At 68.1% G+C, this 18,747-nt stretch carries 19 protein-coding genes; 11 read left to right on the top strand and 8 right to left on the bottom strand.

All coding sequences use genetic code 11. The features are described from left to right. The first annotated feature begins 31 nt into the window (after nt 1–31). A complete protein-coding gene (locus OG804_RS27015; RefSeq protein WP_442941643.1) occupies nt 32–583 on the top strand; it encodes a GtrA family protein in 552 nt (183 codons plus the stop codon). 34 nt (nt 584–617) lie between these two features. On the opposite strand, the gene OG804_RS27010 is transcribed toward OG804_RS27015, so the two are convergent. The 3 genes from OG804_RS27010 to OG804_RS27000 form a co-directional block, all read right to left on the bottom strand. Beyond that, nucleotides 618–1,928 (bottom strand): sensor histidine kinase, encoded by a 1,311-nt coding sequence (locus tag OG804_RS27010; RefSeq protein WP_328391184.1) that lies wholly within the window; start codon nt 1,926–1,928, stop codon nt 618–620. A gap of 1 nt (nt 1,929) precedes the next feature. After that, a complete protein-coding gene (locus OG804_RS27005) occupies nt 1,930–2,607 on the bottom strand; it encodes a response regulator transcription factor (protein ID WP_328391182.1) in 678 nt (225 codons plus the stop codon). A 70-nt stretch (nt 2,608–2,677) separates the two neighbouring features. Continuing rightward, nucleotides 2,678–3,190, bottom strand: coding sequence for a PH domain-containing protein (locus tag OG804_RS27000; protein ID WP_328391181.1), 513 nt, complete (start codon nt 3,188–3,190; stop codon nt 2,678–2,680). A gap of 216 nt (nt 3,191–3,406) precedes the next feature. Between OG804_RS27000 and OG804_RS26995 the strand changes: the two genes are divergently transcribed. Continuing rightward, nucleotides 3,407–4,366, top strand: a complete 960-nt coding sequence (locus tag OG804_RS26995) for an acyl-ACP desaturase (RefSeq protein ID WP_328391180.1) — start codon at nt 3,407–3,409, stop codon at nt 4,364–4,366. Between the two features lie 27 nt (nt 4,367–4,393). Continuing rightward, nucleotides 4,394–4,708 carry a hypothetical protein gene (locus tag OG804_RS26990; RefSeq protein ID WP_328391178.1) on the top strand — a complete coding sequence of 105 codons (315 nt, stop codon included), beginning with the start codon at nt 4,394–4,396 and terminating at the stop codon, nt 4,706–4,708. A 671-nt stretch (nt 4,709–5,379) separates the two neighbouring features. Here OG804_RS26990 and OG804_RS26985 read toward each other — a convergent pair. Together OG804_RS26985 and OG804_RS26980 are read right to left on the bottom strand one after the other, a co-directional pair. Then, nucleotides 5,380–6,180, bottom strand: a complete 801-nt coding sequence (locus OG804_RS26985; RefSeq protein WP_328391176.1) for a biotin--[acetyl-CoA-carboxylase] ligase — start codon at nt 6,178–6,180, stop codon at nt 5,380–5,382. Between the two features lie 73 nt (nt 6,181–6,253). Next, on the bottom strand, nt 6,254–6,448 hold the full coding sequence (locus OG804_RS26980; protein WP_328391174.1) for a hypothetical protein: 195 nt from the start codon (nt 6,446–6,448) through the stop codon (nt 6,254–6,256). 264 nt (nt 6,449–6,712) lie between these two features. On the opposite strand from OG804_RS26980, the gene OG804_RS26975 reads away from it, so the two are divergent. The 3 genes from OG804_RS26975 (at nt 6,713) to OG804_RS26965 (ending at nt 9,475) form a co-directional block, all read left to right on the top strand. Continuing rightward, nucleotides 6,713–8,353, top strand: a complete 1,641-nt coding sequence (locus OG804_RS26975; RefSeq protein WP_328391172.1) for an acyl-CoA carboxylase subunit beta — start codon at nt 6,713–6,715, stop codon at nt 8,351–8,353. Nucleotides 8,354–8,473: 120 nt separating this feature from the next. Further along, nucleotides 8,474–8,806 (top strand): acyl-CoA carboxylase subunit epsilon, encoded by a 333-nt coding sequence (locus OG804_RS26970; protein ID WP_328391170.1) that lies wholly within the window; start codon nt 8,474–8,476, stop codon nt 8,804–8,806. A gap of 24 nt (nt 8,807–8,830) precedes the next feature. After that, nucleotides 8,831–9,475 carry a Maf family protein gene (locus OG804_RS26965; protein ID WP_328391168.1) on the top strand — a complete coding sequence of 215 codons (645 nt, stop codon included), beginning with the start codon at nt 8,831–8,833 and terminating at the stop codon, nt 9,473–9,475. Here OG804_RS26965 and OG804_RS26960 read toward each other — a convergent pair. Continuing rightward, complete coding sequence (locus OG804_RS26960) at nt 9,404–10,387, bottom strand: helix-turn-helix transcriptional regulator (protein ID WP_328391166.1); 984 nt, start codon at nt 10,385–10,387, stop codon at nt 9,404–9,406. The two genes, OG804_RS26965 and OG804_RS26960, sit on opposite strands and share 72 nt — an antisense overlap. A gap of 167 nt (nt 10,388–10,554) precedes the next feature. Here OG804_RS26960 and OG804_RS26955 point away from each other — a divergent pair, with 167 nt between their 5' ends. The 3 genes from OG804_RS26955 (at nt 10,555) to OG804_RS26945 (ending at nt 14,665) form a co-directional block, all read left to right on the top strand. After that, nucleotides 10,555–11,442 (top strand): sulfurtransferase, encoded by an 888-nt coding sequence (locus tag OG804_RS26955; RefSeq protein ID WP_328391164.1) that lies wholly within the window; start codon nt 10,555–10,557, stop codon nt 11,440–11,442. Nucleotides 11,443–11,782: 340 nt separating this feature from the next. Continuing rightward, nucleotides 11,783–13,573, top strand: a complete 1,791-nt coding sequence (locus tag OG804_RS26950) for an acetyl/propionyl/methylcrotonyl-CoA carboxylase subunit alpha (RefSeq protein WP_328391162.1) — start codon at nt 11,783–11,785, stop codon at nt 13,571–13,573. A 132-nt stretch (nt 13,574–13,705) separates the two neighbouring features. Beyond that, a complete protein-coding gene (locus OG804_RS26945) occupies nt 13,706–14,665 on the top strand; it encodes a patatin-like phospholipase family protein (protein ID WP_328391160.1) in 960 nt (319 codons plus the stop codon). A gap of 2 nt (nt 14,666–14,667) precedes the next feature. On the opposite strand, the gene amaB is transcribed toward OG804_RS26945, so the two are convergent. Then, nucleotides 14,668–16,191, bottom strand: coding sequence for an L-piperidine-6-carboxylate dehydrogenase (gene amaB, locus OG804_RS26940; protein ID WP_328391158.1), 1,524 nt, complete (start codon nt 16,189–16,191; stop codon nt 14,668–14,670). Nucleotides 16,192–16,303: 112 nt separating this feature from the next. Between amaB and OG804_RS26935 the strand changes: the two genes are divergently transcribed. Both OG804_RS26935 and lat read left to right on the top strand, forming a co-directional pair. After that, nucleotides 16,304–16,756, top strand: a complete 453-nt coding sequence (locus OG804_RS26935; RefSeq protein ID WP_328391156.1) for an Lrp/AsnC family transcriptional regulator — start codon at nt 16,304–16,306, stop codon at nt 16,754–16,756. Between the two features lie 85 nt (nt 16,757–16,841). Beyond that, on the top strand, nt 16,842–18,200 hold the full coding sequence (lat, locus tag OG804_RS26930; protein WP_328391155.1) for an L-lysine 6-transaminase: 1,359 nt from the start codon (nt 16,842–16,844) through the stop codon (nt 18,198–18,200). Nucleotides 18,201–18,224: 24 nt separating this feature from the next. On the opposite strand, the gene OG804_RS26925 is transcribed toward lat, so the two are convergent. Beyond that, nucleotides 18,225–18,569, bottom strand: a complete 345-nt coding sequence (locus OG804_RS26925) for a hypothetical protein (RefSeq protein WP_328391153.1) — start codon at nt 18,567–18,569, stop codon at nt 18,225–18,227. Nucleotides 18,570–18,747: the final 178 nt, after the last annotated feature.

Here is an 18,747-nt window from a genome sequence, read left to right as displayed (position 1 = left end):
AGAACGGCAGCTGGCGGTATGCTCCGGTCTTGTGTCAATCGTCGACGACGTGGTTCGCGTCCTCCCGCGGCCCCTTCAGGAGATCGCCTTCCGTCAACGCGAGCTCATCAAGTTCGCCATTGTCGGAGCGACCACGTTCGTGATCGACAGCGGCATCTTCTACATGCTGAAGTGGACCGTTCTCGAACAGAAACCGGTCACCGCGAAGATCATCTCCGGGGTGATCGCGGTGATCGCGTCCTACATCCTGAACCGGGAATGGTCGTTCAAGAACCGCGGCGGCCGGGAACGCCACCACGAAGCTCTGCTGTTCTTCGCGGTCAGCGGGGTGGGCGTGTTGCTCAGCATGGCCCCGCTCTACCTCTCCCGTTACGCCTTCCAGCTGCATCAGCCCACGGTCAGCTTCATGGTGGAGAACATCGCCGACTTCATCAGCGCCTTCATCATCGGCAACCTGCTGCAGATGGCCTTCCGGTACTGGGCGATGCGGCGCTGGGTCTTCCCCGACGAGGTCGACCAGATGCTCGAGAAGATCGAAGAGTACGTGGAGGAAGAACACCACCGGCGACCGCTCGAACGCTGAGGTCGCGCGCCGGGTGATCCGGCCGTACGCCCGCTCATCGCGGCTCGCCCACCACCCGGTTCTCCACCCGCGACGACAGCGGTTTCCCGAGGAACACCGCGAACAGCGCCGGACGGCGTCGTTGCAGCTCCAGCCTGCCCCCGTCGGCCTCGATCAGGGCGCGCGCCAGGGCCAGCCCGACACCGGTGGACCCGGCGCCGGAGAATCCGCGGTCGAAGATATGCGGTGCCAGATCGTCGCTGACGCCCTCCCCTTCGTCGGCCACCTGCACACACACCAGCGGCTCCCGATCCTGGCCCGGCCGCACGGTGCGGACCGAGACCGTGCAGGTCCCGCCCCCGTGCATCAGGGCATTGTCGACCAGTACCGTCACCGCCTCGCGCAACCGCGAACCGGACATCGGGGCACGCAACGATTCGTCGCCGGTCAGGTACAGGACGCGACCGGCCTCCCGGAACGGATGCATCCACTCGGTGACGATGCCGCGCAACTCGTCCATCACCGGTACCGGATCGCGATCGGTGGCGTCCTCGTCGCGCGAGGCCCGCACCAGATCGTCGATGGCCTCGGTCAGCCGGTCGACCTGGGCCATGGCCTCCTCCGCCTCGTGGACGACCGCCGGATCGGTGTGCGCGGACAGTTCGTCCAGCCGGAGCCGGACCGCGGTCAACCGACTGCGCAGCTGATGTGAGACATCGGCCACCAGCGCGTGCTCCCGCTGCAACCGGCCGGCGATCTCGACGGTCGCCGAATCGAGCACATCGGACACTCGGTCCAGTTCAGCGATTCCGTGGCGGCGCGGGTCGGGCCGGAAATCGCCCATCGCCAGCCGGGCGGCCCGCGCGGCCACATCGCGGATCGGGTCGGCGACCCGCCGAGCCGTCAGGATGGCGACGGTGATCGCCGCGCCCAGGGAGATCGCCACGGCCAGCGCCACCCCCGCCACAGCTTGCCGCTGCCGGGCCTTCATCGGGGTGGCGGGCACCTCCAGGCGCAGCGATACATCGGTGCCCATCGACAGCGATTCCACGAGCGGGTCGTGCACATCCTCGGACCCCACCTCCACCTTCACGGCACTGTCCCGCGGCGCCGGATACACGACCGTGAGCCGGCCGCCCTCCGGAACCAGCGGTTGCACCGTGTGCAGGTCCAAACCGCCCTGCACCACCCCGCTGCCGTGTTCCTGCCGGATGACCTCCGCGGAGATCAGTTCCAGCCGGCTGCGCAGATCGTTGCGGGTGATGTCCTCGACCCACAGCCACGCCGTGTAGGTGAGCGGCACCCCGAGCACCACTGTGGTCAGCATCAGCACGGTCAGCATCGACCGCAGGATCCGGCGCCGCACGTCAGTCGGTGTTCAACCGGAAACCGACACCGCGCACGGTGACGATCCGGCGTTCGGCCATCGGGCCCTCGTCGCCGATCTTGCGGCGTAACCACGACATGTGCATATCGAGGGTCTTGGAGCCGCGCAGTTCCGCGTCACCCCACACCTCCCGCAGGATCGTCTCCCGCGACACCACCTGACCCGCCCGGTCGATCAGCACCTTGAGCAGCTCGTACTCCTTGTTCGCCAGGCCGACTTCCACCCCGTTCACCAGCACCCGCCGCGCCGCCGGCTCCAGCCGGATCCCGCCGACCTCCACGATGTCGTCGCCGATCCCGCTGCGCCGCAGCAGGGCACGAACCCGGGCCAGCAGTTCGGCCAGCCGGAACGGTTTTCCGACGTAGTCGTCGGCCCCGGCGTCCAGGCCGACCACGAAATCGACTTCGTCGGTGCGGGCGGTGAGCATCAGCACGGCCATCTCGGCGCCGCGGGCCCGCACCTGGCGGCACACCTCCAGCCCGTCCATTCCCGGCAACCCGAGATCGAGGATCAGCAGATCATGGTGTCCTTCCAGCGCACGGTCCAACACCGCGGGACCGAAGCTCTCCACGGTCACCGAATATCCCTCGCGGCCCAGCGCCCGGGAAAGCGGCGCCGCAATGGCCTCATCGTCTTCGCCCAGCAATACGGCGGTCATGCCGACAAGATTACGGTCCGGCGCGCCGGCGCCTGCGACCTCACGCCCGCGCACCGCCCCGGCAGCGCGCTCAGAGGCCCCCGTAACGGGGCGAAGCTTCGAATACCTGGTGGTAGAGCAGGGCGTGGACCTGCTCCACGTCCGGGATATCGCTGTACTCCAAGGGTTCCTCGGACGAGGAGCCGATGATCAGTTCGCCGGTCCCGAACATCCGATCGACCAGCCCGTGCCGGAACTGGACGCTCGAGATACGGCTCATCGGGATATCGATCCCGCTGTGGGTCATCACACCCTCGCGAACCAGCACGCGGCGGTCGGTGACGATGAAATGGGTCGACTTCCAGCTCACGATCGGCGACACGCTGCGCCACGCCAGGATCAACAGCCAGACGACCAACACCACCAACAGGAGCACCGACCGCATCGTCTGATCGGTGGTCCGCCACACCAGACCGCCCAGGAACCCGGCCAGCGCGGTCGCCACGATCAACGTAACGATGGGCCAGAACAGCATTTTCCAATGCGGGTGGGTATGCAGGATCAACTCTTCGTCGGGCGCCAGCGCATCCTCCGGATAACCCATGCGCGCACACTACCCCGGAAAGATGCCACAATGCCCGAGCGACCACATCGCACCGGGCCGATTCCGGTCCGTGCGTAGACGGTTCGTATATCGCGGCTGCGTGCACAACCGCCGCGATCGCTGCACCGAAGTTCTGCGAAGCCCATGTACGCCCGCTTGTTCCGGCGCGCTATCGCCCGAGGAGCGGGATCGCCCGCAATACGATCGGAGAAGCGTGTGACCAGGCAACTCACCCAGCTCGAAATACTCACCGAACTCGAGCCGGCGGCCGCTGAGAATCTGAACCGCCACCTTTCGATGGCAAAGGAATGGCATCCGCACGACTACGTGCCCTGGGACGAAGGCCGCAATTTCGCCGCGATGGGCGGACAGGACTGGGACCCCGAGCAATCCAAGCTCAGCGAAGTCGCCAAAGCCGCCATGATCACCAACCTGCTCACCGAGGACAACCTGCCCTCCTACCACCGCGAGATCGCCGAGAACTTCTCCCAGGACGGCGCCTGGGGAGTCTGGGTCGGACGCTGGACCGCCGAGGAGAACCGCCACGGCATCGCGATCCGCGACTACCTGGTGGTGACCCGCGGCATCGACCCGGTCGCGCTGGAACGGGACCGCATGATCCACATGACCAACGGCGTGCGCTCCCCGCAGGAATGGGGCGGTTTCCTCGACAATGTCGCCTACGTGACATTCCAGGAGCTGGCCACCCGCGTCTCGCACCGCAACACCGGCAAGGTCTGCAACGACCCCGTCGCCGACCGGATGCTGCAGCGCATCGCCACCGACGAGAACCTGCACATGATCTTCTACCGCACCCTCTGCGGCGAGGCCCTCGACCTCGTCCCCGACCAGGCCGTCAACGCCATCACCCGCGTGCTGGCGGCCTTCCAGATGCCCGGCGCCGCCATGCCCAACTTCCGCCGCAACGGGGCGCTCATGGCCAAACACGGCATCTACGATCTGCGCCAGCACCTCGAAGAAGTGGTGGAACCGGTGCTGAAGAAATGGAATATCTTCGACCGCAACGATTTCGGCCCCGAAGGCGAACGTTGCCGCGAACATCTGGCGGCCTACCTCGACAAACTCTCCGCCGATGTCGTGAAGTTCGAAGAACAGCGCGATCGGCTGCTCGCCCGCGAAGCGGCACGCCGCGAAAAGATCTCCCAGCCGGTCTGAGGGCGCGGCCCGGAACGCGCCGGGCGCGTGCCGACCGCGAACGTGACAGGCGCGACCGCCGAGGTTCGGGGTGGGGGTGCCGAGAAGGACGAGTGGGCAGCCCACGACAAATGGGGTCGGGCTGCCCGGGAAGGTGAGCGGGCAGCCCACGACGACGATGAGGTCGAGCAGCCCGCGAAGACCAGCGAGCAGCCCACCACGATGGGTGGAGCAGCCCGGGAAAGTATGCGGGTTGCCCACGACGACGATGAGGTCGAGCAGCCCGCGAAGACACGCGAGCAGCCCACCACGATGGGGTCGAGCTACCCGGGACGACGAGCGGGCAGCCCACGACGACGATGAGGTCGGGCTGCCCGGGAAACTGAGCGGGCAGCCCACCATCATGAGGCCGAGGTAACCGGGAAACTGAGCAGGTTGCCCACCACAGTGAGGTCGAGCAGCCCGGGAAGACGACCGGGCAGCCCACCGACGGTGGGGGGTGCCCCGACGGCGGGGTTGCCCAAGAAGGCTAGGGAGTGAGCCCGCCACGAAGGTTTGAGGTGGGCTTGCTCGGGAAGGTCTGTGTTTATTGGCGCCGCCTGCGGCGTCGCGGGGTTGAGGCCCCCTTGGTCCCGACGTTCAGCCCTCGAGACTCGAGGCTTCGCCTCATGCGCTTTCGAGGGCTGAACGCCGGGACGGGCCTCAACCCTTTGTGGTGTCTCGCAGAACTCGACTCCGGTAGTTGCGTCGCATACGAACTCGTGACCAGGGCGCGGCAGTCCACGCCGCGTTAACGCGCGGAGGGGCCACGGCTGGCCGACCAACTGCTCAGCCGCACCGGTCACCCGCGTGGTTTCCCGCCGCGGACCGTTGCATGACCCGCACCGAGTTCAGGGGCCTCGTCTTCCACTGAACGGGCGATCCTCAGCCCTCGAACAGGTTGTCCGCGGCCGTGGCGGGGCGGGCGATGCTCGGGACGCGGGGCCTTGCGAACGGGCGCGCTCACCTCGGCAACTGGGCGCCCAGGGATAACCTCACTCCCCTGGCCGCAGGTGCGTCACATCCCCTGCGGCGACCGCCCGGCCGTCGATGAGCAGCCGGCCGGCCGGATCGATATCGTCGGCGATACCCGTCAGCACCCCACCGCCCGGCAGTTCGGCCCGCACCCGTGACCCGAGCGTCGCACAGCGTTCCCGGTAGGCGTCCGCGAGCGGGCCGCTGTCCCAGCCCGAATCGCGCCATCGGGTGTAGCGGCGGGCGAATTCGGTGAGCAGCGCGAGGACCAGTGTGGTGCGGTCGGTGTCGGTGGCGCCGGACAGCGTGAGCGAGGTGGCGTGCGGGACCGGCAGTTCGTCGGCGGTGAGGCTCACGTTCATCCCGATCCCCACCACGACCGCCGGGCGCGGCGCGCCGCCGGCGACTTCGGCGAGGATCCCCGCTATCTTGCGGCCTTCGATCAGGACGTCGTTGGGCCATTTCAGGGCGGCGGGGACGGCGGCGGTCGACCGGAGCGCGTCCACCGCGGCGATCCCGGTGAGCAGGGGTATCCAGCCGAGGGTCGCCGGGTCCAGGCCGTGCGGCCGGATCAGCAGCGACAGCGCGATCTGGGCACGCGGTGGGCTCGCCCAGGCGCGGGCGAGGCGGCCGCGGCCGGCCTCCTGCGATTCGGCGACGAGGACCACGCGGTCGGTCTCGGGATCCGTGGCGCGGGCGATCAGGTCGGCATTGGTGGATCCGGTCGATTCGACGACGTCGATCCCGGTGAAGAACGCCAGCTCCGGGGTTCCGGTCAGCGCTCGCCGCAGGTGTTCGATGTCCAACGGTGGCCTCTGCACCAGGGCAGGTTACTGGGCCGGTGTGGCGGTCGCCGCACGCTGGGTGCGGCGACCGCCGCAGTCGGCGCCGGCCCTAACCCGCGAGGTCGTATCCGATGGGCCGGACGGCGCACGACGTGGCGTCGCGGTCCGGGGACCCGGCCTCGTCGGCTTCGGTTTCTTCGGTTTCGAGAGCCGATTCGGTGACGGTCGGCTCCGGATCGGTCACCCGGCGGGTGAATGCCACCGCTTCCGGGAATTGGCCGGTACGAGTTGTCCAATGCCACATATCAGGCCACCTCCCCTCTGTGTGCTCCAAAAGTGGCCTGCTGCAATGATATTGCTCAGCACGGCAGGAGGACAGCGATTTAATTCCGGCTACCGGCCCCCAAGGCGGTCCGGATACTGTTGTGACTGGTCACCACGGGCGATTTGCGGTACACATATAGGCCGTCGGCGACGTACCCACCTGGGGTTTTCTCCACCAGGGTCTACTCACGAGTAGCCAGATGTGGGTTAACAGGAGGATGGGCCTCTGGTTACACTCCGACTCATGACGAGTGTCCAGCAGCAGCCCACGCCGGATTCGGCAGGTGCGCCCGATATCCACACCACCTCCGGCAAACTGGCTGATCTGCGGAATCGGCTGGAAGAAGCCAAGCATCCGATGGGTGAGGCCGCAGTCGACAAGGTGCACGCCAAGGGCAAGATGACGGCGCGGGAACGCATTCTCGCCCTGCTCGACGACGGCTCCTTCGTCGAGCTCGACGCCCTCGCCCGGCATCGCAGTGTGAACTTCGGCCTGGAGAAGCAGCGTCCCCTGGGCGACGGCGTGGTGACCGGTTACGGCACCATCGACGACCGCGAGGTGTGCATCTTCAGCCAGGACGTCACCGTGTTCGGCGGCAGCCTGGGCGAGGTGTACGGCGAGAAGATCGTCAAGGTCATGGACTTGGCGCTGAAGACCGGCCGGCCGCTGATCGGCATCAACGAGGGCGCCGGCGCCCGCATCCAGGAGGGCGTGGTCTCGCTCGGCCTCTACGGCGAGATCTTCCACCGCAATATCCAGGCCTCGGGTGTCATCCCGCAGATCTCGCTGATCATGGGCGCGGCCGCGGGCGGTCACGTGTACTCCCCCGCGCTCACCGACTTCGTGGTCATGGTCGATCAGACCAGCCAGATGTTCATCACCGGCCCCGACGTCATCAAGACGGTCACCGGCGAGGAAGTCACCATGGAGGAGTTGGGCGGCGCCCACACTCACATGGTGAAGTCCGGTTCGGCGCACTATGTGGCCTCCGGCGAGCAGGACGCGCTCGACTACGTCAAAGATCTGCTGTCCTACCTCCCGAGCAACAATCGCGCCGAGGCGCCGCGCTTCCCGGCTTCGGACCCGATCACCGGGGCGATCGAGGAATCGCTGACCGATGAGGATCTCGAGCTCGACACCCTGATCCCCGATTCGCCGAACCAGCCCTACGACATGCACGAGGTCATCCGCCGGCTGCTCGACGACGACGAATTCCTCGAGATCCAGGCCGAGCGGGCCATGAACATCATCGTGGGCTTCGGCCGGATCGACGGACGCAGCGTCGGCATCGTCGCCAACCAGCCGACCCAGTTCGCCGGGTGCCTCGATATCGACGCCTCGGAGAAGGCCGCGCGGTTCGTGCGCACCTGCGACGCGTTCAACGTCCCCATCATCACGCTGGTGGATGTGCCCGGGTTCCTGCCCGGCACCGACCAGGAGTTCAACGGCATCATCCGGCGTGGCGCCAAGCTGCTCTACGCCTACGGCGAGGCCACTGTGGGAAAAATCACCATCATTACTCGCAAGGCCTACGGTGGCGCTTACGACGTCATGGGTTCGAAGCATATGGGCGCCGATGTGAACCTGGCCTGGCCCACCGCCCAGATCGCCGTGATGGGCGCTTCCGGCGCGGTCGGGTTCGTGTACCGCAAGAAGCTGGCCGAAGCCGCGCGCGACGGGTCTGACGTGGACAAACTCCGGCTCGAACTGCAGAACGAGTACGAGGACACCTTGGTCAATCCCTACGTGGCCGCCGAACGCGGTTACGTCGACGCGGTGATCCCTCCGTCGCACACTCGCGGCCAGATCGTCTCCGCGCTGCGGCTGCTGGAGCGCAAGATTGTCACCATGCCCCCCAAGAAACACGGCAACATCCCGCTGTGATCCAGCGATACGCTCAGTGGGCCGCACACTGATCGCGGGTAACCGATCGGTGAGACGAGATCGGGTCGACACAACCGCACGACGCGAGCCCGATCAAGGCAAGAGAGAGGATCTGGCACTGTGACGATCGTGGCAGAAGAAGAGGTATTGGCCGCAGCCGAACTGGACCTCGCCACCGGGGACCCGGCCGCCGATATCACCGGCGAAAGCGATGCGAGTTCTGCCGCCGCGACGGCCGGAGGGCAGCAGCCCTTTCTCGTGATCGAAAAGGGTGCGCCGACCGACGCTGAGATCGCCGCCCTGGTGTGCGTGTTCACCGCCGCCGCGGGTGCGAACTCCGCACCGGCCGATTCCGGCCCCCAGGATCTGTGGGGCCGGCCCACGCAGCTGCACCGCGGCACCTCCCCGTTCTCGCCGTACTCCTATCCACAACTGTCGCATCTGCGCTTCTGACACCGATCCAGGAGAATCCCTGACGTGACCCGGCTGGTCCTCGCCTCCGCGTCGCCCGCCCGCCGATCGGTGCTGCGCGCCGCCGGTATCGATCCGGTCGTCCGGGTATCGGATGTGGACGAGGATGCCGTAGCGGCAGCCCTGCCCGCCGGTACCGGGCCGCGGGACGTAGTCGTCGAGCTGGCCCGGGCGAAAGCCCGGAGCGTGGCCGCCGCACTGGCCGGCGAAACCCCTGGCCCCGACGCCGACCTCGTCGTCGTCGGCTGCGATTCGATGCTGCTGATCGACGGCGAGCTCCAGGGCAAACCGCATACCCCGGAAGTGGCGCTGGCGCGCTGGGAGGCGATGGCCGGCAATCACGCCGACCTGGTGACCGGGCACTGCGTGCTCCGGCTACAGGAGGGCGTCGTCACCGCCGAAGCAATCGACTGCAGCGCCACCACCGTGCATTTCGGTAAACCGGACCCCGACGAGCTGCACGCCTACATCGCCACCGGCGAACCGCTGCGGGTGGCGGGGGCGTTCACCCTCGACGGCATGGGCGGCTGGTTCGTCGACCGGATCGACGGCGATCCGTCCAGTGTGGTCGGGATCGGCCTACCACTGCTGCGCCGACTGCTCCAGGAAGTGGGTGTCGGCGTCGCCCGGCTGTGGGCCGACCACACCTGACGGCGGCGGCGCGGCCCGGAACACCCGGCCACCCTGCTGCCGCGCGGACGGCGGCAGCGGCCCGGCAGCGGCCGGAAACGGCTCCGCGTCGGGCGAGCCCGACGTCGGCGGCTGGCTCCCCGGCGGCACCGTCTGACCTGATACCCGCGACATCCGCGCCGCCTGCCCCGCGGCCGCGTCGATCCGGCCGGGCTGGGGTTGCCGGCGGGCCCCGGTGACCGCCCCATCGACCGGAGCGGACTCCTCGGCCCGGCTCTGCCCGCCGGGCGGACGGACGCGGCGCAGCCGCACCTCGCACACCTCGTCGGCCACGAACGGCACCAGTTCGGCCTCCACTCTGCCGTGGGCGCCCGACCGCTCGAGCAGCTCGGCCAGCAGACCGCGGTGCACACCGCACACCACTTCGGTGTGCGTCCGAGCCAGATCACGCAGTGGACAGGCCGTCAGCCGGACCACCGCGCTCTCCTCGGGGTCTCGGACGGCGTCGCGCCCGTCGCGTTCCGGGGCGAACCCCAGTTCCGACATCAGCGATACGACGCGGTCCTTGGCGTCGCGCACCGATTCGACGGGGTCTCCGGCGGTGTCGAGCTTGCCGCACCAGGCCCGGCCGGCCGCCAGCCCGGCGGCGGCCTGCTGATGCGGGTCGGGCCCCAGCTGATCGGCCAGCACCTGAGCCAGGTCCTGATATCCGATGGTCCGCTGGACCGCCCGGTAGCCGATCCGGGGCCGCCCGCGCCCGCGCGGCGGCTGCTGGAACTGTCGCACCAGCGATTCCCGGGTGAGAATATCGAGATGGAACCGCACGGTGGTGACATGCTGGCCGGTGATCTGCGCCAGCTGCTGGGCGTCGAGAGGCTCGCTAGCGCCGCGAAGGATCGCGAGCAGACGCCGGCGCGGCCAAGAATCAGACATAGCTCACCCCTCCTTCGGGGAGACTTTATCGGATTGATGTGCGATTAAATCGCCCATTGCACCGACTTTGTGCGCAGCAACAAGTTCACGTCAAGTCACACTTACTATCCACAGTGCGGCTCGAACCTGTCGTCAGCACTGCCCGCCTCCTGTGAAGGAACCCGAACGTGCCCGTCGCCCCGGACCCATATCCCGCCTTCGTCTCCTATGCTCACCCACACCGTCTGGTAACCACGGAATGGTTGTCGGCAAACCTCGGCGTGTCCGGTCTGAAGATCATCGAATGTAATGCCGACGTCCTCCTCTACGGCATAGGCCATGTTCCCGGTGCCAGCAAGCTCGACTGGCGCAGCGACCTCGACGACCCCGTGACCCGTGACTATATCGATGGTGAGCGGTTCACCGAACTCATGCGCTCCCAGGGCATCGAACACGACGACACCGTCGTGCTGTACGGCAATGACGGTAACTCCCACGCCGCGCACGCGCTGTGGGTTTTCACCATGTTCGGTCACGCCGACGTACGCCTGCTCGACGGCGGCCGCGACGTGTGGATCGCCGAATCCCGCGACACCGTCTTCGAGACACCGGAACCGACGCGGAGCCGGTACCCGGCGGTGGTCCGGGACGATACGAAGGTCCGAGCCTTCCGTGAGGATGTGCTCGACCAGCTCGGCACCCCGTTGATCGACGTGCGATCACCGCAGGAATACGCGGGGTTCACCGGCGCGACGGGTCCGGACACCGTCTTGCGCGGCGGCCATATCCCCACCGCGATGAACATCCCCTGGACCGACGCGCTGGCCCCCGACGGCCGCTTCCGCGGCCGGGCCGAGCTGGACGCGATCTACGGCGAGGTGCCCGGAACCGGACCGGTCACGGTCTACAGCGCGGTGGGTGAACGATCCAGCCATACCTGGTTCGTGCTCGAATACCTGCTCGGCCGGGAATCGGTACGCAACTACGACGGTTCCTGGACCGAATGGGGCAACTCGGTACGCATGCCGATCGCCACGGGAAGCGGCGTCGGGGCGGTGGGTTCGGGGGCCCGGTGACTCCGCGGCGAGAGGCGGGGTGGACGTACGGGCGCACCGGGTTCCGGACGTTGGGTGCATTACACATGCGCAGGTAGAGACGTTTGTGACCTGCGACCTACTCTCCGGTAGCCCTATCCGGGTTCAGGCTTTGTTGGCAGACTGCCTACACTCCCCCCGAGACAGTTAGTGTCGACCACGGGCGCGGAGCCCGCGTAGCGGATCCGAACCCACGGAGGCGGAGCCCACGAAGCGATCCGGTCCCTTTCGGACCCGGATAGCGGACCCCGATCCGCGGGCGCGGAGCCGAGGCGCGGCCCATCCCGCACAGCGACCACAGATATTGCACACAGGAGGCCCAGTGCCCAGCCATGCCAGCGCGCGGATCTCGAAGGTACTCGTAGCTAACCGAGGCGAGATTGCCGTGCGCGTTATCCGGGCGGCCAAGGATGCCGGCCTCGGCAGTGTCGCGGTTTACGCAGAACCCGATGCCGACGCACCCTTCGTCAAACTCGCCGATGAGGCCTTCGCCCTCGGCGGGCAGACCTCGGCCGAGTCGTACCTGGTCTTCGACAAGATCCTCGACGCCGCCGCCAAGTCCGGCGCCGACGCCATCCACCCGGGTTACGGCTTCCTCTCCGAGAACGCCGACTTCGCCCAGGCCGTCCTCGACGCCGGGCTGATCTGGATCGGACCGTCCCCGCAGTCCATCCGCGACCTGGGCGACAAGGTCACCGCCCGCCATATCGCCGAGCGCGCCAAGGCGCCGATGGCGGCGGGCACCAAAGACCCGGTCAAGAATGCCGACGAGGTCGTCGAGTTCGCCGAGCAGTACGGCGTGCCGGTCGCCATCAAGGCGGCGTTCGGCGGCGGCGGCCGCGGGATGAAGGTCGCGCACACGATCGAGGAGATCCCCGAACTGTTCGAGTCGGCCACCCGCGAAGCGGTCGCCGCCTTCGGTCGCGGCGAATGCTTCGTCGAGCAGTACCTGGACAAGGCCCGCCACGTCGAGGCACAGGTGATCGCCGATCAGCACGGCAACGTGATCGTCGCGGGCACCCGCGACTGCTCGCTGCAGCGCCGCTTCCAGAAGCTGGTCGAGGAGGCTCCGGCCCCCTTCCTGACCGATGATCAGCGGGCCCGCATCCACGCCTCGGCCAAGGCCATCTGCAAGGAAGCCGGTTACTACGGCGCCGGCACGGTGGAATACCTGGTGCAGGGCGACACCGTGTCCTTCCTCGAGGTGAACACCCGCCTGCAGGTCGAGCATCCGGTCACCGAGGAGACCTCCGGGATCGACCTGGTGCGTCAGCAGTTCCGCATCGCCAACGGCGAGCAGCTGGAACTCACCGAGGATCCGACCCCGCGCGGCCACTCCTTCGAGTTCCGCATCAACGGCGAGGACGCGGGCCGCGGCTTCCTGCCCGCCCCCGGCCCCGTCACCGCGTACTCCGAGCCGACCGGCCCGGGTGTACGCGTGGATTCCGGCGTCGTGCAGGGCAGCGTCATCGGCGGCCAGTTCGACTCGATGCTGGCCAAGCTGATCGTCACCGGCGAGAACCGGACCCAGGCGCTGGAACGGGCGCGGCGCGCGCTGGCCGAGTTCCACGTGGAGGGCCTGGCCACGGTCATCCCGTTCCACCGGGCGATCGTGGAGGATCCGGCCTTCATCGGCGACGGTGAATCCTTCGACGTCTACACCAAGTGGATCGAAACCGAGTGGAAGAACTCCGTCGAACCGTTCGACGGTGGCGCCGGGCCCGCCGAAGAGGACGAGGATCTGCCACGCCAGAAGGTCGTGGTCGAGGTCGGCGGCCGCCGGGTCGAGGTCTCGCTGCCGGGTCAGTTCTCGGTCGGTTCGGGCGCGCCCGCGGCCGGCGGGACCCGCAAGAAGCCGAAGCCGCGCACACGCGGCGGTGCGGGCGGCGGCGCGGCCTCCGGTGACGCGGTCACCGCCCCGATGCAGGGCACCGTCGTCAAGGTCGCGGTCGAGGAAGGCCAGTCCGTCGAAGCGGGCGACCTGATCGTGGTGCTCGAGGCCATGAAGATGGAGAATCCCGTCAACGCGCACAAGGCCGGTGTGGTCACCGGGCTGAGCGTGGCGGCCGGTGCCGCGATCACCCAGGGCACGGTCCTCGCCGAGATCAAGTGATCGGTTCGCGGCGAGTGCCGCGAACAGGTATATGCGACCGCATACCGACCGGTGAGCCAACAGTAGATGCACACTGACCCGGAGCGGGTGAGCGATCGATGGTCGCCACCCGCTCCGGCGTATGGTGACCTGGTGAGCGCACTGCAGCCCACGGTCGCGGAGGTGATCCGCGACCGTTTCGCATCTGGTAGCCGATCCGACAGCCATCGGCTGGTTCTCGTCATCGAGGGCGGCGGCAGTCGCGGGGTGTACTCCAGCGGGATGGTGCACGCGCTGGAGCAGCTCGGGTTGACGGGGGTTTTCGACGCCGTCTACGGCACCTCGGCCGGCGCGATCAACGCGGCCTGGCTGCTGTGCGGACGGGCCGGGCGCGGGGTGAAGGCATGGACCGACGCGGCGATCATGCGCCGGGCCATCGATCCGTCCCGGATGCTGCGCGGCCGACCGGCGTTCGACCTGAACTACCTCGTCCACAAGGTGTACGACGGTCTGCATCCGATGGATTTTCCGGCGATCCTGGCCAACGAGACCACCTTCCATCCCATCGCCACCGATATCGCCACCGGCGCCCCGGTGGACCTGCACCCGCAGATCGTGGACAAGGCGACACTGCAGACCGCGCTGCGCGCCTCCTCCGGACTACCGCTGCTGGCCGGTCCCCCGGTGGAACTCGGTGGACGCCGGTATTTCGACGGCGGCCTCGCGGAGACGGTGCCGGTGCGCAGCGCGCTGCAGGCCGGGGCCACGCACGCGCTGATCCTGCGGACCCGCCGCGTCGACGAGCGCCGTCCACCCGCGCCGTGGTTACACGATGTCGTCGGCGGCACCTATATGCGGTTCCTCGCCCCCGGCGCGTACCGGGCGTGGAAGCTGCGACCCGGCCAGCAGGCGTTGGAGGACGGTGTGATCGCCGGTATGGGCGGCGCAGCGACCCAGATCCATCCGCCCGCCGGATCACCGGATATCAGCAGCGTCGAAACCGACCCCGGGATCCTGTCCCGCGGCATGGAGATCGGCCGGCGGGCGGTGGCCGAATTCTTCGCCGAACTGTGTCTTGTCGCGTCGCCTCCGGCGCCGCAGGCCGGGCCCTGAGGTCAGTCGAAGCGGATGCCCTGCGCCAGCGGCAGCTCACTGGAGTAGTTGATCGTGTTGGTCGCGCGCCGCATGTACGCCTTCCAGGCATCCGAACCCGATTCGCGGCCGCCGCCGGTATGTTTCTCGCCGCCGAAAGCGCCGCCTATCTCGGCGCCGGAGGTGCCGATGTTGACGTTGGCGATACCGCAGTCCGACCCGTCGGCGGCGAGGAAACGCTCGGCCTCCCGCTGGTCGGTGGTGAAGATCGCCGACGACAGCCCCTGCGGCACACCGTTGTGCAGGGTCAGTGCCGTCTCGAACTCGTCGTAGGTGAGCACGTACAGGATCGGGGCGAAAGTCTCGGTACGGACCACCTCGGTCTGGGCGGGCATCCGGACGATCGCCGGATCCGCGTAGTAACCGCCGGGCCCCACTCCGTCGGGCTCCACCGCGTCGCCGCCACAGAGCAGTTCACCGCCTTCGCCACGCGCCCGCACGAGGGCGTCCCGCATCGCGACCCAGGCGTCGGGGCCGCGCAGCGGACCCACCTGAGTCCCGGAGTCGAGAGGATTGCCCACCCGCAGCTGCCGGTAGGCGCGCACCAGGCGGTCCAGTAGTTCGTCGGCGACCCGGGAGTGCACGATGAGCCGGCGCAGGCTGGTGCAGCGCTGACCGGCGGTGCCGACGGCCGCGAAGACGATGCCGCGCACCGCCAGATCCAGATCGGCCGAGGGGGCGACCACCGCGGCGTTGTTCCCGCCCAGTTCGAGCAGGCAGCGCCCGAATCGGGCGGCCACCCGCGGAGCGACAGTGCGACCCATCGGCACCGAACCGGTCGCGCTGACGAGCGCGACGCGTTCGTCGTCGACCACCCGAGCCCCGGCCTCGGCCCGGCCCAGGATCAACTGATGGATTTCCGGATCGGCCTCGGCCGCCGCGGCCGCGCGCCGCAGCAGCGCGTGGCAGGCCAGTGCGGTCAGCGGTGTCCGGTCCGAGGGCTTCCACACCACCGGATCACCGCAGACGAGGGCGATCGCGGTGTTCCAGGCCCAGACCGCGACCGGGAAATTGAAGGCCGAGATCACCCCTACCACACCCAACGGATGCCAGGTCTCCATGAGCCGGTGGCCCGGCCGTTCCGAGGCCATCGTGTACCCGTAGAGCTGCCGGGACAGGCCGACGGCGAATTCACAGATATCGATCATCTCCTGGACCTCGCCGCGCGCCTCGGCCGGAATCTTGCCGACCTCGAGGGTGACGAGTTCGGCGAGTTCGTCCTGGTGGCGGCGCAGCAGGGTGGCGAGTTCACGCACCACGGCCGCGCGCCGCGGCGCCGGCACGGTGCGCCAGGAGTCGAAGGCGGCGGCCGCGGCGGCGATCGCGGCGTCTATCTCGGCGGGGCCGTGCGGGCGCAGCCCGATCAGCACCTCGCCGTTGATCGGGCACACGACCTCCATATCGCCGGTCGGCGGATACTCGATGTCCAACGCGCGCAGCAGCGCCGCGATCCGGTCGGCATATCGGACGGTCACGGTCTCGGTCATCGCGGACTCCTCGGGTTCGGCCGGACGAAATACGCTGTGCGAATACCACGACCGGAGAATGAACGTTCACAACTGAGTTCCGGCGGTGTGTCCGCTACGTTAGCCTTCGCTGATGGCGGAAACACCGGGAAAACCGGCCCTGGACGAGATCGATCGCCTGCTGATCCGGGAACTGATGGCCGATGGGCGGGCGACCCTGTCCAATCTGGCCGAGAAGGCGAGCCTTTCGGTATCCGCCGTGCAGTCACGGGTGCGCAGGCTCGAGGCGCGCGGCGTGATCCGTGGCTACACCGCGAACGTCGATCCCGAAGCGCTGGGGCAGTTGCTGTCGGCATTTGTGGCGATCACTCCTCTCGACCCGTCGCAGCCCGACGATGCCCCGGCCGCACTGCAGAACATGCCCGGCATCGAGGCCTGCCATTCGGTGGCCGGCGACGAGAGCTACATCCTGCTGGTCCGGGTGGCCTCACCACGACATCTGGAACAGTTGCTGCAGCAGATCCGGGCAACGGCCAACGTCCGAACCCGCAGCACCATAATCCTGCAGACATTCTACGAAAAGTAGCCGATACCGTAACAACTCCCTTTAGTTATGGACTTGTCAGAAATATTTCCTGACAAGTCGGACCAACCTCCCGTACCGTCGGAGTGTGACCATCGAACTGGAACACTCCGGCACCGACGGTGGCAGAGCGGACGGCCGCATCCCCGCCTCGCGCGTGTTCGAGACACTGTCGGCGAATATGCTCGCCGACGGTTTCGATCTGGTACTCGACCTGCGGGCCTCCCGCGGACGCCATCTGGTCGACGCGCGCGACGGCACCGACTACCTCGACATGTTCGGCTTCTTCGCCTCCAGCGCACTCGGCATGAACCATCCCGCGCTGGCCGCGGACGCCGGCTTCCGGGCCGAATTGGCCACGGCCGCACTGAACAAGCCGAGCAACTCCGATATCTACACCGTCGAAATGGCCCGTTTCGTGGACACCTTCGTGCGGGTACTCGGCGATCCGCGCCTCCCGCACCTGTTCTTCATCGACGGCGGCGCCGTGGCGGTGGAGAACGCGCTCAAGACCGCGTTCGACTGGAAGAGCCGGCACAACGAGATCCACGGCCGCACAACACGTGCCGGACACGAGTGCTGCGTACTCCACTTGACCGGCGCCTTCCACGGCCGCACGGGATACACCCTCTCGCTGACCAACACCGACCCCGTGAAAACCGAGCGTTTCCCGGCGTTCGACTGGCCACGGATCGAAACACCCTGCCTCGGTGTCGATATCGATATCGCCGAGGCGGAAGGGCGCGCTCTCGAACAGGCCGAACGCGCGTTCGCCGACCGGCCCAACGGCATCGCCTGCTTCATCGCCGAGCCGATCCAGGGCGAAGGCGGCGACCGGCACATGCGGCCGGAGTTCCTGCAGGCGATGCAGCGGCTGTGCCGTGCCAACGACGCGCTGTTCATCGTCGACGAGGTGCAGACCGGAGTCGGCATGACCGGAAGCACCTGGGCCTACCAGCAACTCGGACTGGAGCCGGACGTGGTGGCCTTCGGGAAGAAGACCCAGGTGTGCGGGATCATGGCCGGCGGCCGGGTGGACGAGGTCGGCGACAATGTCTTCGAGGTGTCCTCGCGGCTCAATTCCACCTGGGGTGGAAACCTCACCGATATGGTGCGCACCACCCGGATTCTCGAGGTGATCGAACGCGACGGGCTGATCGAACGGGCCGCCGAACAGGGCCGGCTGCTGCTCACCCTGCTGCGGGAACTCGCCGACCGGCATCCGGCGGTCACCGAACCGCGCGGCCGGGGACTGATGTGCGCGATCACCCTGTCCGACAGTGCGTTCCGAGACGCGGTGCTGAACACACTCCGCACCCGGGAACGGGTGCTGATGATCGGCACGGGGGTGCGCGGCATCCGGTTCCGGCCGCCGCTCACTGTGGAACCCGACGAACTCGGCGCGGCGGTGGAAGCCCTGGACCGCGTGCTGACCGACCTCGGCTGACACGGCGCACAGGCCGCGAACCGATCAGTCCGGGTCGGGTCGCAAACCCAGCGCACCCTCGGTGAACCGGCGCACGGCGCGCACACCGGCGCCCAGGGCTTCCTGGTGGCCGGGCCGAGCCCAGCCGTCGATCAGCGCAGTCCCGTCCGGCCGCGGGGTCACTCCGATCTCGGCCACCAGTTCCGCGGTGGTCGGTTCGCACACTGCCCAGGAGAAATGGGATTCGTCACCCCACTGGGCACTGCGCCGCGCCACATAGCCGGGATCGGTGATCCCGCCCGACGCCAGCGCGGGCCGGTCGTCGATCCGGTCGTCGGCCCGCAGGGCACGCAGATACCATGCGCCCGCGTTGATCTCGATCGCCTCCATCCGGCCACCTTCGCACAACGGCCCGGCGCACCCCGGCCGCTGGTCCGGCACGCGGGCCGATCCCCCACGGGTACACCGCGATCGCGGCACCGCGCCGCCGGTCGGTGAGCTCACACTGTGCCGCACCGCCGGTCGCGGATAGGGTCGGAGTACAGTCCCACGGTCCCGGATCGCCGCC

It is taken from the genome of Nocardia sp. NBC_00416, from assembly GCF_036032445.1.
Classification (GTDB): Bacteria; Actinomycetota; Actinomycetes; order Mycobacteriales; family Mycobacteriaceae; genus Nocardia.
The sequence above is the reverse complement of the archived record's forward strand: the minus strand, read 5'-3'. Positions and strand labels throughout refer to the sequence as shown.